The sequence below is a fragment of the Propionicimonas sp. genome (assembly GCF_047606205.1).
Classification (GTDB): Bacteria; Actinomycetota; Actinomycetes; order Propionibacteriales; family Propionibacteriaceae; genus Propionicimonas.
In genome coordinates this window covers 1-12604 of sequence record NZ_JASGES010000204.1, presented here as the reverse complement: position 1 = coordinate 12604, position 12604 = coordinate 1, and the positions used below count along the sequence as shown (strand labels likewise).

The 12604-nt window shown below is 72.4% G+C and carries 9 protein-coding genes; 6 read left to right on the top strand and 3 right to left on the bottom strand.

Annotation, left to right across the window (positions count from 1 at the left end; all coding sequences use genetic code 11):
- Positions 1-68: 68 nt before the first annotated feature.
- From QM633_RS12930 to QM633_RS12920, 3 genes are all read right to left on the bottom strand, one after another.
- Positions 69-1229: a DUF917 family protein gene (locus tag QM633_RS12930; protein ID WP_415154173.1), complete on the bottom strand. Its 1161-nt coding sequence runs from the start codon at positions 1227-1229 to the stop codon at positions 69-71.
- Positions 1226-3022 carry a urocanate hydratase gene (hutU, locus tag QM633_RS12925; RefSeq protein WP_415154172.1) on the bottom strand — a complete coding sequence of 599 codons (1797 nt, stop codon included), beginning with the start codon at positions 3020-3022 and terminating at the stop codon, positions 1226-1228. The genes QM633_RS12930 and hutU overlap by 4 nt, the downstream gene beginning before the upstream one ends.
- Before the next feature lie 395 nt (positions 3023-3417).
- The gene (locus QM633_RS12920) at positions 3418-4380 is read right to left on the bottom strand and encodes a 4-hydroxy-3-methylbut-2-enyl diphosphate reductase (protein WP_415154171.1); all 963 of its coding nucleotides are present in this window, start codon (positions 4378-4380) and stop codon (positions 3418-3420) included.
- Between the two features lie 270 nt (positions 4381-4650).
- Here QM633_RS12920 and QM633_RS12915 point away from each other — a divergent pair, with 270 nt between their 5' ends.
- The 6 genes from QM633_RS12915 (at position 4651) to QM633_RS12890 (ending at position 12525) form a co-directional block, all read left to right on the top strand.
- On the top strand, positions 4651-7071 hold the full coding sequence (locus QM633_RS12915) for a GMC oxidoreductase (protein WP_415154170.1): 2421 nt from the start codon (positions 4651-4653) through the stop codon (positions 7069-7071).
- Positions 7068-8123, top strand: a complete 1056-nt coding sequence (locus QM633_RS12910) for an alpha/beta fold hydrolase (protein WP_415154169.1) — start codon at positions 7068-7070, stop codon at positions 8121-8123. Before QM633_RS12915 ends, QM633_RS12910 begins: the two co-directional genes overlap by 4 nt.
- 251 nt (positions 8124-8374) lie before the next feature.
- Positions 8375-9766, top strand: coding sequence for an FAD-binding oxidoreductase (locus QM633_RS12905; protein WP_415154168.1), 1392 nt, complete (start codon positions 8375-8377; stop codon positions 9764-9766).
- Positions 9766-10917 (top strand): alpha/beta fold hydrolase, encoded by a 1152-nt coding sequence (locus QM633_RS12900; RefSeq protein ID WP_415154167.1) that lies wholly within the window; start codon positions 9766-9768, stop codon positions 10915-10917. The genes QM633_RS12905 and QM633_RS12900 overlap by 1 nt, the downstream gene beginning before the upstream one ends.
- 61 nt (positions 10918-10978) lie before the next feature.
- The gene (gene xseA / locus QM633_RS12895; RefSeq protein WP_415154166.1) at positions 10979-12313 is read left to right on the top strand and encodes an exodeoxyribonuclease VII large subunit; all 1335 of its coding nucleotides are present in this window, start codon (positions 10979-10981) and stop codon (positions 12311-12313) included.
- The gene (locus QM633_RS12890) at positions 12310-12525 is read left to right on the top strand and encodes an exodeoxyribonuclease VII small subunit (protein WP_415154165.1); all 216 of its coding nucleotides are present in this window, start codon (positions 12310-12312) and stop codon (positions 12523-12525) included. Before xseA ends, QM633_RS12890 begins: the two co-directional genes overlap by 4 nt.
- Positions 12526-12604 lie beyond the last annotated feature (79 nt).

Below are 12604 nucleotides of genomic sequence, written 5' to 3'. Positions count from 1 at the left end.
CGGCGGTGCCTGCCGTTGCCCGGGGAGCGGACCGGCCGTCCGCTCCGCGTCCGGCGGCGCCAGCGAGGTCATCGCGACCTCCGTCGGGGCGAGCCGGACCTCGTCCCGGCGGTCTCGGTGGCCGGGGCGTAGCTCGCACTCGCGGGCCGCAGGCCGGGGTCGAGGTGCTCGAGGAACCCGATCCCCATGATCTGTTCGCACTCGGCCAGGCCGGCCCGGTCGATGCTGGAGCTGGAGACCGGCAGCGTGCCCGCCCTCGCGACCAGGAGCACCACGTCCTGCCCGCCGCGGCCGGCGTCCTTGACCGCCAGCCCCTCGCCCGTGGACCGGTCGATGATCACGATCGTGTCGGGATAGCTCGCCACCCGGCCGCCGGCGTTCTCGACCGCCATGTACTCGTTGAGGTACGGCACGGTGTGCTCGCCCACCGCGAAGGTGCCGCGGTCCCAGCCGCCCACCGTGCGGGTGCGCTTCCCGATCCGCAACCGGCCGGCGTCCACCACCTCGGCGTGCAGACGGGTGCGGACCGCCTCGACCACGGCGTCCGGGCCGTCGGACCTGGCCGCATCCATCGCGGCGCCGAGGTCCAGGGCGAGCGAGATCGAGCCGTGGGCGCCGTTGGCCCGTACCCAGTCGAGTTCGACCGGGTTGCGGGCGGACGCGATGAAGCCGCCGGTCCGCACCGAGATGTCGCGCAGCACGTCGTCGACCGTGTTCAGGTTCCCGCGGTTCACCGAGAGGAAGTGGCCGTGCAGGGCCCGGTTCCCGCCGCTGACCACCTGCACCGACTCGTAGCCGGGGCGTTCGCCCAGACCCAGCCCGCCGAGCTTGCCGGTCGGGTGCGCGCGGACGTCGCCGGCGGTGTCGAGGACGGTGACACCGAGGACGGCGGACTGGATCCAGCCGTTCACGGTGGTGGAGTAGCCGTTCTGGGCGGTCATCACCGCCCCGATCGGCACTCCCGCGACCTTGACCAGCTCCTGCAGCGCGTGCACGTAGTCGACCGGACGGATCTCCCAGTCCTTCGCCGCGGGCGCCCCGATCGCGGTCACCGTCGCCACCCAGGTGTCGTCGGGAAGTTCGTCGACGCCGGCCAGAACCGGACGCTCGAGGCTGGTCGCCAGCGATCCCATCAGCTCGCCGTGGTGCTTCCACCCGCCGCCGCCGCAGGCCAGCACCCCACCGCCGAGGACGGCGTTGCGGGCGTCGGTGGGCGTCAGTTCCCTCATCTTTCCTCCCCGGGATCGGTGGTGGTGGCCGGTGATCCGGCGCCGAGCCAGGCCAGCGACGCGGCGCCGGTCTCGCCCGCGCTCGCGACGCTGCGGACCGCCTCGGGGTATCCGGCGGCCGCGTGCCGCAGCACGCCGAGCCCGGTGTCGGCGTCCAGGGCGCGACGCAGCCGGACCGCCGTCCCCGGGCGTCCGTCGGCGACGATCGACACCCCCGCGGACTGCATCCAGCCGGCGTAGCCGCCGCCTCCGGAGTGGACGGCGACGAGGTCGGCGCCGGTCGCGGCGAGCAGCAGGGCGTCGAGCAGCGGGAAGTCGCTGACGCCGTCGGAGCCGTCGCGCATGCCTTCGGTCCCGATCCGCGGATGGGTCATCGCCGCGGCGTCGAGGTGATCGCGGCTGAACAGCACGGGCGCGCTCAGCGTCCCGTCCGCGACCAGGTCGTTGACGGCGACGGCAAAGGCGGACCGTTCGCCGTGGCCCAGCCAGCACGAACGCGCCGGCAGCCCCTGCGGGGGGACGTGCTCGCGGGCGAGGGCGATCCAGCGGGCCACCTCGGGGCGGTTCGCGAACTGCCGCACCACGAGGTCGTCCAGCACGCGCTGGTCGTCGGTCGACCCCGAGAGGCACACCCATCGGAAGGGGCCGATGCCCCGGGCGAACAGCGGGCGCAGGTAGGCCTCCATGAACCCGGGGATCCGGTTGACGTCTGCCGCCGAGGCCTCGCCGAGGTGCTCGATCGCCTGCACCCTGAGGTTGTTGCCGTTCTCGAAGGCGACGGACCCGGCGTCGGCGAGCGCCAGCATCGCCCGCACCTGTGCGGCGATCGAGGCCCGCGCGTCCCGTTCGACGCGGGCCGGGTCGGTCTCGCGGACCGCGCGCCACGTGGTGAGGTCGTAGCCCTGCGGGAGGTAGCCGTAGCGGGCGTCGTGGGCCGCGGTCTGGTCGGTGACGAGGTCGGGGACGATGCCGCGCCCGGACACCTCGGCGAAGACGTCCGCGGCGTTGGCGACCAGCGCCACGGCGACCGTCCTGCCGTCGCGAGCGGCCGCGTCCACCGTGGTCAGGGCCGTGTCGAGAGCGTCGGTGACGAGGTCGAGGCCGCCGGAGCGGTGCAGTCGCTCGGCCTTCGCCGCGTCCGCCTCGACGGTCAGCGAACTGAGGCCCAGCATCCGGGCGCTGATCGGCTGGGACGAGCCCATCCCGCCGAGGCCGGCCGTGAGCACCCAGCGTCCGGCCAGGGCGGCGGCCTCAGCGCCCGGCGCCGCCCCGAAATGCGTGCGCGCGATCGCTCCGAACAGTTCGTAGGTGCCGCCGAGCACGCCCTGGCGTCCGATGTACTGCCAGGCGCCCGCGGTCAGCCCGCCCCACATCGTCTGCCCGGCCGCGGCGCGCTGGTAGAACCGCTCCGGGTCGGACCACCGTCCCACCGTGTTGTTCACCGCGGAGACCACCAGGGGCGCGGCGTCGCCGGTCTCGATGACGCCCACCGGGCTGCCCGACTGCAGCACGAGCGTCCCCGACTCCGGCAGGTCGAGCAGCGCGGCGGCGATCGCCCTGGCGGACGGCCAGTCCCTTGCCGCCTTGCCCAGCGAGGCGTAGACGATCAGCTCGTCGGGGTTCTCACCCACCTCCAGCACGTTCTCGAACATGCGCAGCAGCGCCTCGGCGCGCCAGTTCCGCGCCCGCAGGATCGTGCCGCGCTGCGCCCGGTACGAGGCGCCGGGACCGGCGAGGACGGGGCTGAGCGCCCCCGGTTCAGTGGTAACGGGAATCTCCGATGGTGCGGCCACCGTCGACGCGGAGCCACGCGTCGTTCTCGATGGCGGGTGTGCGGACGTAGGGCGTGCGACCTGCCGGGCCGGGATCGGCTCAGCGGCGTAGGGTCAGCGGCAGGCGCAGGAGCGACAGCTGCGACAACACACGGCTGGGCGCATGCTCGGGCAACAACAGTTGCGCACGGCCCACCCCCTCGACGGTTGTCCATCTTTCAACGAAGTGGCGTCAGCGTAGCACGACGCCACCGAGGGGGCGTCCCGCCGCCCTCTCCGCCGTCCTTGCTCCCGAAAGACGGCTTTGCTCCCGGAATTCGAGGAGCAAAGCCGTCTTTCGGGAGCAAACGCGAAGGATCGGGAGGAAGGCGGGGCGCGGACGGACGAACGACGCGGGACGGACGGCGCGCGCCGCTTCAGTCGCCGTCGGCCTTGCGGCGCAGGTCCTTGCGAAGCTCGGGGGGAAGCGCGAAGACCAGGTTCTCCTCGGTCAGGCGCTCCTCGACGGCCGCGGGAAAGCCGCGCTCGGCGAGATGGTCGAGGACGCCCTGCACGAGCGCGTCCGGGACGGACGCCCCGGAGGTGACGCCGACAGAGCTGACCCCCTCCAGCCACCCCTCCTCGATCTCTCCGGCGTTGTCCACGCGATGAGCGGCCTTCGCCCCGGACTCCAGCGCCACCTCGACCAGCCGGACCGAGTTGGAGGAGTTCTTCGAGCCCACCACGATCACCAGGTCGGAGTGCCCGGCGATCTGCTTGACCGCCGACTGCCGGTTCTGGGTGGCGTAGCAGATGTCGTCGCTCGGCGGGTCGATCAGCGCGGGGAACTTCTCCCGCAGCCGGCTGACCGTCTCCCAGGTCTCATCGACGCTGAGCGTGGTCTGGCTGAGCCAGGCGACCCTGTCGGGGTCGTCGAGTTCGACGGCGTCCACGTCGTCGGGGTGCTGGACCAGCGTGATGTGCTCGGGCGCCTCGCCCGTCGTCCCCTCCACCTCCTCGTGGCCGGCGTGGCCGATCAGCAGGATCTGGACGCCCTGGCCGGCGAACCGCTTGGCCTCGTTGTGCACCTTCGTCACCAGCGGGCAGGTCGCGTCGATGGTCTTCAGCCCGCGTGCCGCCGCCTCGGCGTGGACGGCCGGCGACACGCCGTGCGCGGAGAACACCACCGTCGCGCCCTGCGGGACCTCGGCCAGCTCCTCGACGAAGATCGCCCCACGCGCCTCCAGGTCCTCGACCACGTGCCGGTTGTGGACGATCTGCTTGCGCACGTAGACCGGCGGGCCGTACACGTCCAGCGCCTTCTCCACGGTGACGACGGCCCGGTCGACGCCGGCGCAGTAACCGCGCGGCGCTGCGACCACGACTCGCTTGGTAGGCATGGGGGAAGTCTACGTTGGCCGGGTGCGCAGGCCCGCCTCCCCTGCGGCGCGACGGCCGCCGAGCAGCGGCACGGTGCGGTCGGCTCGGATCGCTCCGGTGGCCCCGCGCCGCGCCCGGTGCCGCAATTGTGCGGCGGCCGTACCGCTGGCCCGACCCGGCGGCCACCAATAGCGTGAGCGCGTCAGGACCGGCGGACGGGGGCCGCTGCCGGGTGCCCCGGCCCGGCCCACTCGACGCAGGAGCAGCGATCGGCGAGAGAGGGCAGGCCGATGGGAGCCGCCGCGGAACATGTGGACGCTGTCGTCGTCGGGTCCGGCTTCGGTGCGTCCGTCGCCGCCTACCGGCTGGCCGAGGCCGGACGTTCGGTGGTCGTCCTCGAGCGTGGCCGGGCCTATCCGCCGGGCAGCTTCGCCCGCAACCCGTACGAGATGAGCAAGGCGTTCTGGGAGCCCAAGGACGAGTTGTTCGGGCTGTTCGACGTGCGGTCCTTCCGCAAGATCGAGTCGATCGTCTCGGCAGGGCTCGGCGGCGGGTCGCTGATCTACGCCAACGTGCTGCTGCGCAAGGACGAGCGCTGGTTCGTCCACGACTCGCCGCTGCCTGGTGGCGGCTACGAGAACTGGCCGATCGGGCGCAGCGACCTCGACCCGCACTACGACGCCGTCGAGAAGATGCTGGCGCCGGTGCCGAACCCGTACCCCGACCTGCCGAAGGCGAAGGCGCTGCGGGATGCCGCGGCCTCGCTCGGCCTCGAGGTGTTCTCCCCGCCGCTGGCGGTCTCGTTCTCTCCCCGCGGGGATGCGGCGCCGCAGCCCAAGCAGGTCATCGAGACCCCCGGCTACGGCAATCTCCACGAGTCGACCCGGTTGACCTGCCGCCTGTGCGGGGAGTGCGACATCGGCTGCAACGAGGGCGCCAAGAACAGCCTGGACCACACCTACCTGTCGGCGGCCACGCACCACGGCGCCGACATCCGCACCCTGTGCGACGTGTACGGCATCACCCCGCTGCCCGGCGGCGGCTACGAGGTGCGGTACACCCGGTATGCCGAGGGGCCCGGCGAGGACGGCCGGCGCGCCCGCACCGAACACCGGATCACCTGCGAGCACCTGCTGCTGGGGGCAGGGACGTTCGGCACCACGTCGCTGCTGCTCCGCAACCGGGTCGGCCTGCCCGCGCTGGGCCGGGCGGTCGGCAGCCGGTTCAGCGGCAACGGCGACCTGCTCACCTTCTGCATGGACGCGAGGGCGACCACCGAGGCCGGCGGGGTCCGGCTGATCAACGGCAGCTACGGCCCCGTCATCACCACCGCCATCCGCAGGCCCGACGGGGTCGACGAGGAGGGCGCCGGCCGCGGCTACTACGTGGAGGAGGCCGGCTTTCCCGAGTTCGCGAACTGGCTGATCGAGACCGCGCAGGTCGGCTCACAGCTGCAGCGCACCGCCGCGATGGTGCGGGAACTGGTCGCCTACCGGCTGAAGCGGCACAACGAGTCCACGATCTCCGCGGAGATCGCCAAGCTGATCGGCCAGGGCAGGCTCACCTCCAGCTCGATCCCGCTGCTCGGCATGGGTCGCGACACCCCGGACGGTCGGATCACGCTGAACGACGGCGAGCTGGACATCGCCTGGACGTCCCAGACGTCGATGACCTACTTCGACGCGATGCGGGAGACCATGCGGTCGATCTCCGACAGCCTCGGTGCCACCTTCAGGGACAACCCGCTGTGGTGGACCAAGCGCGTCGTCACCGTCCACCCGCTCGGTGGGGCGCCGCTGGGACGCCACGTCCACGAGGGCGTGGTGGACGCGTGGGGCGAGTCCTTCGGCCACCCGGGGCTGTTCGTGGTGGACGGCTCGGCGCTGCCCGGCCCGGTCGGGCCCAACCCGTCGCTGACGATCGCCGCGCTGGCGGACCGGATCACCGAACACCTGCTCGAGCGGCCCCGGAGCCGGCGGTCGGCAGCCTCCATCGCCGCCGACGTCAGGGCGGTCGAGCCCGACGAGGGACCGCTCGCGGGGTCGGGGACCCGGTTCACCGAACAGATGAAGGGTTTCGTCACGCTCGGCGAGACCGACTCGATGACCGGCTGGGCCCGGGGCAGGCAGCTGGCGCAGCGGTTCATGTTCGAGCTCACCATCGACGCCCCCGACGTGGAGCGGTTCGTCGCGAGCAGCCGGCACGAGGGCACGGCGTCGGGTTTCGTCGACTGCGACCTGCTGGGCGGCCGGCTCCCGGTCAAGCGCGGCTGGTTCAACCTCTTCGTCGCCGGCGACGACGACCGGACCAGGGAGATGCGCTACCGGTTGTGGTTCAGTGACCTGTCCGGCACACCGATCACGATGTACGGGTTCAAGGTCGTCCGCGACGACCCGGGCTTCGACCTGTGGACCGACACGTCCACCCTCTACATCACGCTGCTGCGCGGCCACGTCCTGCCCGACGACGACGGCGAGGTCGTCGGCGCGGGAATGCTGCGGATCCTCCCGCAGGACTTCGCGCGCCAGCTGACCACGTTCAAGGGCTCGGGGCAGACCCCGGTGCGGACGATCGGCGGGTTCGCGGCGTTCTTCGTCAAGGCGCTGCGGGACGTGTACCTCCGGCCGGCCCCGCCGGCCCGCACCGACCCGACGGCGGCCGAGCCGCCGGCGTCGGGTCCGGCGGCGACCGCAGCGGAGGCAAGGGAGTGACCGCCGCTGCCGCGCCCCGACCGGCCCACACCGACGAACCGCACTTCCTGCGCGCCGACGACGGTGTGCCGATCACGCTGATCCATGTCCGCGGAGACCGGCCACCGACCGGGCCCCCGGTCCTGCTCGCCCATGGCGTGGGCATGCGCGCCGAGTCGTTCCGCCCGCCGACCGGCCGGTCCCTGGTGGACGCGTTGCTGGCCGACGGCTGGGACGTGTGGCTGGAGAACTGGCGCGGCTCGATCGACCTCGACCCGCTGCCGTGGACGCTGGACGACGTCGCCCTGTACGACCACCCGGCGGCCGTGCGGTACGTCTGCGAGCAGACCGGCGCGTCCACGCTCAGCGTGATCGCACACTGCGCGGGCGCGGCCAGCTTCAGCATGGCCGTGGTGGCGGGCCTGCTCCCCCAGGTCGGGCTGGTCGTCGCCAACGGCGTGAGCCTGCACCCGGTCCTGCCCCGGTTCGCGCGCGCCAAGCTGCACGGACTGCGCCCGGTGCTGCAGCACTACGAGCCGTATCTCGACGCCGCCTGGGGGGACGGCCCGGAGACGCTGGTGCCGCTGGTCACCCGTACGGCCGTGCGGCTGTGGCACACCGAGTGCCGCAACCCCACCTGCAACATGGCCAGCTTCGCGGTCGGCTCGGGAGGGGACTCGCTGTGGGTGCACGCCAACCTCGACGACGCCACCCACGAGTGGCTGCGGTACGAGTTCGGCAAGATCCCGATGGGCTACTACCACCAGCTCGCGCTGTCCGAGCGCGCCGGGCAGCTGGTCAGCCTCGGCCATTCGGACAGGCTGCCGGGCCGCTTCGCGTCCGGCACCCCGCGGACCGCGGCCCGGTTCGCCCTGTTCACCGGTGCGAGGAACCGGGCGTTCCTGCCCGAGGGCCAGCGGGCCACCCTCGCCCACCTGCGGCAGCACCGTCCGGCCACGGACACGCTGCATGTGCTGCCCGGCTACAGCCACGGCGACGTCTTCATCGGCCGGCACGCCCACAGCGACGTGTTCCCCCTTGTCCTGGAGGAGTTGCGGCGCGCGACGCGATGACCGCCGCAGGGGCGGGACCCGCCGGCGGACGGTGGACCCGAAGCCGCCGCGACGACGACGCAATTGTGCCCAGCGGAAGGATCTTCCTCCGGCCGACGGCGCCTGATTAGCTGAGCCGCACCTGCTCAGCGGGCGATCCGGCTCACGTCGTCGACGGTGGCCGGGAACCCGTTCCACGTCGTGCGGCACCGGGGGGATTCGACATGGGGGATTCGGCACGCGAACGTCGGCGACCGGCACCGGACCGGCCGGTGCGCACCGCATCGGAGTCATGGCTCGGCCGCATCGACAGCCACCAGAGGATCTCCCACGACTCCATCCGCGGCCTCGGCTACGACTGGTCGAAGGTCGCCGAGCCCGACATCGGCCCGCTCTACCCGGCCAAGCTCTACCTGGCGCGGAGCACGGCCGACGTGGTGTCCGCCGTGCGCGAGACCAGGCAGCTCGGACAGCAGCTCCGGGTCCGCTCCAAGGGGCACTCGTCCAACAACCTGGTCCTGTCCGACGGCGGGGCCGTGCTGCTCACCCAGCTGATGGACGGGATCATCGGCTTCGACCCGGACCGGCTGCGGATCACCGTGCAGGCCGGCGCGACGAACGCCGCGCTCGACGACTGGCTTGCCGAGCGCGGCTTCGGGCTGCCCGTCGTCGGCGACCACAAGGACATCACCGTCGGCGGCTTCGTGTCGATGGGCGGGATCAGCCCCACCTCGCACCGCCTCGGGCTGTTCGTCGAGCACGTCGTCGAGCTGGAGTACGTCGACGGGGACGGACAGGTGTACCGCTGCGGGCCGGCCGACGACCCGCAGCGGTACTGGAGGGTGGCCGGCGGGCTGGGCCGGGCAGGCGTGATCACCGAGGCCACGCTGGAGGTCATCGCGATCGACAAGTACCGCACCGTGCTGGCCACCCACACCACCCGCTTCCCCGACTTCGACACGTTCGTCCGCGGCACCCGCGGCCAGCTGGCCGACCTCGGGGACTGCTACGCGGCGCGCGGGATGTGGCTGGACACCGGCTCGTTCTCCGCGGGCCAGTTCTCCTCCTACCGGAGCACGCCGCAGACCGCGTGGAAGTCGGCGATCGACAAGGTCGGCTACGGCACGCTGCACGCGATCGGGCTGGCCGCGGGAACCGTCCCCGCCAGCGTGGACAAGGCCCTGAAGCTGGCCGGCATGGCCGGCACCCTCCACGGTCCTGCGTTCGCCACGATGAAGAACGTCGAGTTCTTCACGGACAAGCTGATCGACACCACGGTGGGCGATCCCTCCCGGATGCTGATCACGCTGGTCCCGCTGTCCGCCTACGAGGCGCTCCTCCCCCGCCTGTGGCAGCTGGTCGGCAGGTACCGGCACCGGCACGGCTGCTTCACCTTCCTGACCTGCTATGTGAAGGGGATCCGCAGCCCCTACCTCGGCGAGGAGGAGTTCGCCGAGGTCACCTACCTGCTCGGGATCCGCCGGGGCGCCTTCCCCGACTCGCTGCTCTCCGCGCTGGTCGAGGAGTTCGACGAGCTCGTGATCGATCACGGGGCGCTGCGCTACATGCACACCCGGACGGTGGCCGACCCGGCTCGTCGCGCACTGATCGACCCCAACCTGCGGCACCTTGCCCGCATGGCCGTGCCCGGAGAGGACGCCTGATGGCCAGGACCCGCGAGATCCCGCTGTACACCCTCCAGGGGGTCCCGGACGCCACCCACACCCACCACGACTTCTCCACCGCCGACGGGCTGGGGCTGTCCCTGGAGCGGTTCAGCCGCGACCCCGACGGCACCGCGACCGACAGCGTGATGATCGTCCACGGGCTGACCACCTCCACCGACATGTTCGTGATGCCCGAACACCGAAACCTGGTCACCTACCTGCTCGACGAGGGGTTCAGCGACGTCTGGACGCTGGACATGCGGATGAGCAACCGGCACTCCTACAACCTCTTCCCGCACCGCTACACGATGGACGACGTCGCGCTGTACGACTACCCGCCGGCGATCGAGCTGATCCGGCGGCACGTCGGGACGCAGCGACGACTCCACGTCATCGCGCACTGCCTGGGATCGGTCTCCTTCCTGCTGTCGCTGTTCGGCGGCGCGGCCACCGGGATCACGTCGGTCGTGGCGAACTCGGTGGGGCTGACCCCACGGGTGCCGGCGTGGTCGAGGATCAAGCTGCGGGCGGCGCCGGGGCTGGTGGAGTACGTCCTCGGCTTCCCCAACCTCAACCCGCAGTGGTGCCACGATCCGGGCTTCACCCGGGGCGAGCTGTTCAGCCGGCTGGTGTCGCTGGGCCACCGTGAGTGCGACGTCCCCGAGTGCCACATGCTCTCGATGATGTGGGGCTCGGGTCGCCCGGCCCTCTACGAGCACGAGAACCTCGCCGACGTCACCCACCGCAGGGGCGGCGACCTCTACGGCGCGACCTCGATGCACTACTACCGGCACGTCCGCAAGATGGTGGAGGCGGGCGGCCACCCGCTGAAGTACGAGCCCGGCCGGTCCGACCTGGCCTCGCTCCCCGACGACTACTGGGACAACGCGAGGACGGTGGCCACGCCGGTCCTGTTCACCACCGGAGCGAACAACCGGGTGTTCACCGACTCCAACATCGTCAACCACCAGCGGCTGGTCGCGCTGGGGTGCACGCAGCACGAGTTGAAGGTCTATCCCGGCTACGGGCACCAGGACGTCTTCATGGGCTACAACGTGGCGAGGGACTGCTTCCCCGCGATGGTGGAGTTCATGCGCCGCAAGGCAGCCGAGGTCGGGGCGGGAGACCTCGCCACCGCCCTCGGCTGACCGCCGGCGAGTGTCCGGGCCGGCGGCCACCACCGTCGGCCCCGCCCGCTACGGTGGCCCCATGGCAGCAGAACCACGACAGCGGCTGGCCAGCTCGCCCGAGCAGCCGCAGCCGCTGCGGGTCGTGGTCAACCTCACCAAGGAGTACCTCGACCGGCTCAACGCGGTGTGGGTCGAGGGCCAGCTGATCGAGATCAAGCGGCGCAGCGGCACGGTGATGCAGTTCCTCACGCTGCGCGACACGCTCGCGGAGGTGTCGGTGAGCATCTCCACCACCCAGGCCGTGCTGGACGCGGCCGGGCCGATCACCGAGGGAACGGTCGTCGCGGCCTGGGTGAAGCCCACCCTGTGGCTGAAGTCGGGGAGCCTGGTCTTCGAGTGCCGCGAACTGCGTCCCTCCGGCGAGGGTCGCCTGCTGGCCATGGTCGAGCAGCGCAAGCGGATGCTCCAGGCCGAGGGCCTGTTCGACGCCGCGCGCAAGCGCAGGCTCCCGTTCCTGCCCCGCCGGGTCGGGCTGGTCACCGGGGCCCAGAGCGCTGCGGAACGCGACGTCGTGGAGAACATCGCCCGGCGCTGGCCCGCGGCGCTCGTCGAGGTGCGCCACTCGCTGGTGCAGGGCCCCGCCGCGGTCGAGCAGTTGATCGGCGCGATCCGCTCCCTCGACGCGCACCCCGAGGTGGACGTGATCATCGTCGCGCGCGGCGGCGGCTCGCTGGAGGACCTGCTGCCGTTCAGCGACGAGGCGCTGGCCCGCGCGGTGTTCGCCTGCCGCACGCCGGTGGTGAGCGCGATTGGGCACGAGACCGACACCCCGATCCTCGACCTCGTCGCGGACCTGCGGGCCTCGACCCCGACGGACGCCGCCAAACGGGTGGTGCCGGACGCGACTGTCGAGGCGCAGCTGGTCGGGCGCGCGATCGGCCAGGCCAGGCGCGCGATCCTCGCCCGGGTGGACGCGGAGTCGCGACGGCTCGCCGAGCTGCGCAGCCGACCTGTGCTGCGCGACCCCGCCGCGGTGCTGGACGGGCACACCGAGCGCCTGCAGCACGCGCGGGAGCGGCTCGGCCGCGCTGTCGACGCGCGGCTGCGGGAGGAGCAGCTGGGCCTCACCCACGCCATCGAGCGCGTCCGGTCGCTGTCGCCACGGGCCACCCTGCAGCGCGGCTACGTCATCCTCACCGACGCCGACGGGCGCACCGTCGACCGGGTCGCGGCCACCTCGAGGGGCGCGGCCGTCAGGGCGCGCCTCGCCGACGGCCACCTCGATCTCACCGTCACCGCTGCCGCGCCGGAGGCGTCCACTGCGGCGTCCCACGCGCCGCAGGCGCCCGTCCCGCCCCCGCTCAGCCCTGGTTCGGCCAAGGCACTCCCTGCAACGACGACGGAGGAACAGTGACCAAGGAACCCGAACTCGGCTACGAGGCGGCCCGCGACGAGCTGGTCGAGGTGATCCGGCGCCTGGAGGCGGGCAGCGTGCCCCTGTCGGAGTCGATGGCACTGTGGGAACGGGCCGAGAAACTGGCCGCGATCTGCCAGCAGTGGCTCGACGGGGCCAGGGCGAAGATCGACGCCGCCCGCCGCCTCGATGAGGCGGCGGACCCCGGGTGAGCTCGACCCGGCCCGTCGAACCGGCCGGTCGCGAGGCGCAGGCCCGGCTCCCGGCCGGCGTCGTGGCCGGGCCGTCGGG

Bases quoted from the DNA above. Each gene is read 5' to 3' on its own strand.
- QM633_RS12915 (WP_415154170.1), top strand. From the start codon at position 4,651: ATGGGAGCCGCCGCGGAACATGTGGACGCTGTCGTCGTCGGGTCCGGC.
- QM633_RS12900 (WP_415154167.1), top strand. From the start codon at position 9,766: ATGGCCAGGACCCGCGAGATCCCGCTGTACACCCTCCAGGGGGTCCCG.
- QM633_RS12920 (WP_415154171.1), bottom strand. From the start codon at position 4,380: ATGCCTACCAAGCGAGTCGTGGTCGCAGCGCCGCGCGGTTACTGCGCC.
- xseA (WP_415154166.1), top strand. From the start codon at position 10,979: ATGGCAGCAGAACCACGACAGCGGCTGGCCAGCTCGCCCGAGCAGCCG.
- QM633_RS12930 (WP_415154173.1), bottom strand. From the start codon at position 1,229: ATGAGGGAACTGACGCCCACCGACGCCCGCAACGCCGTCCTCGGCGGT.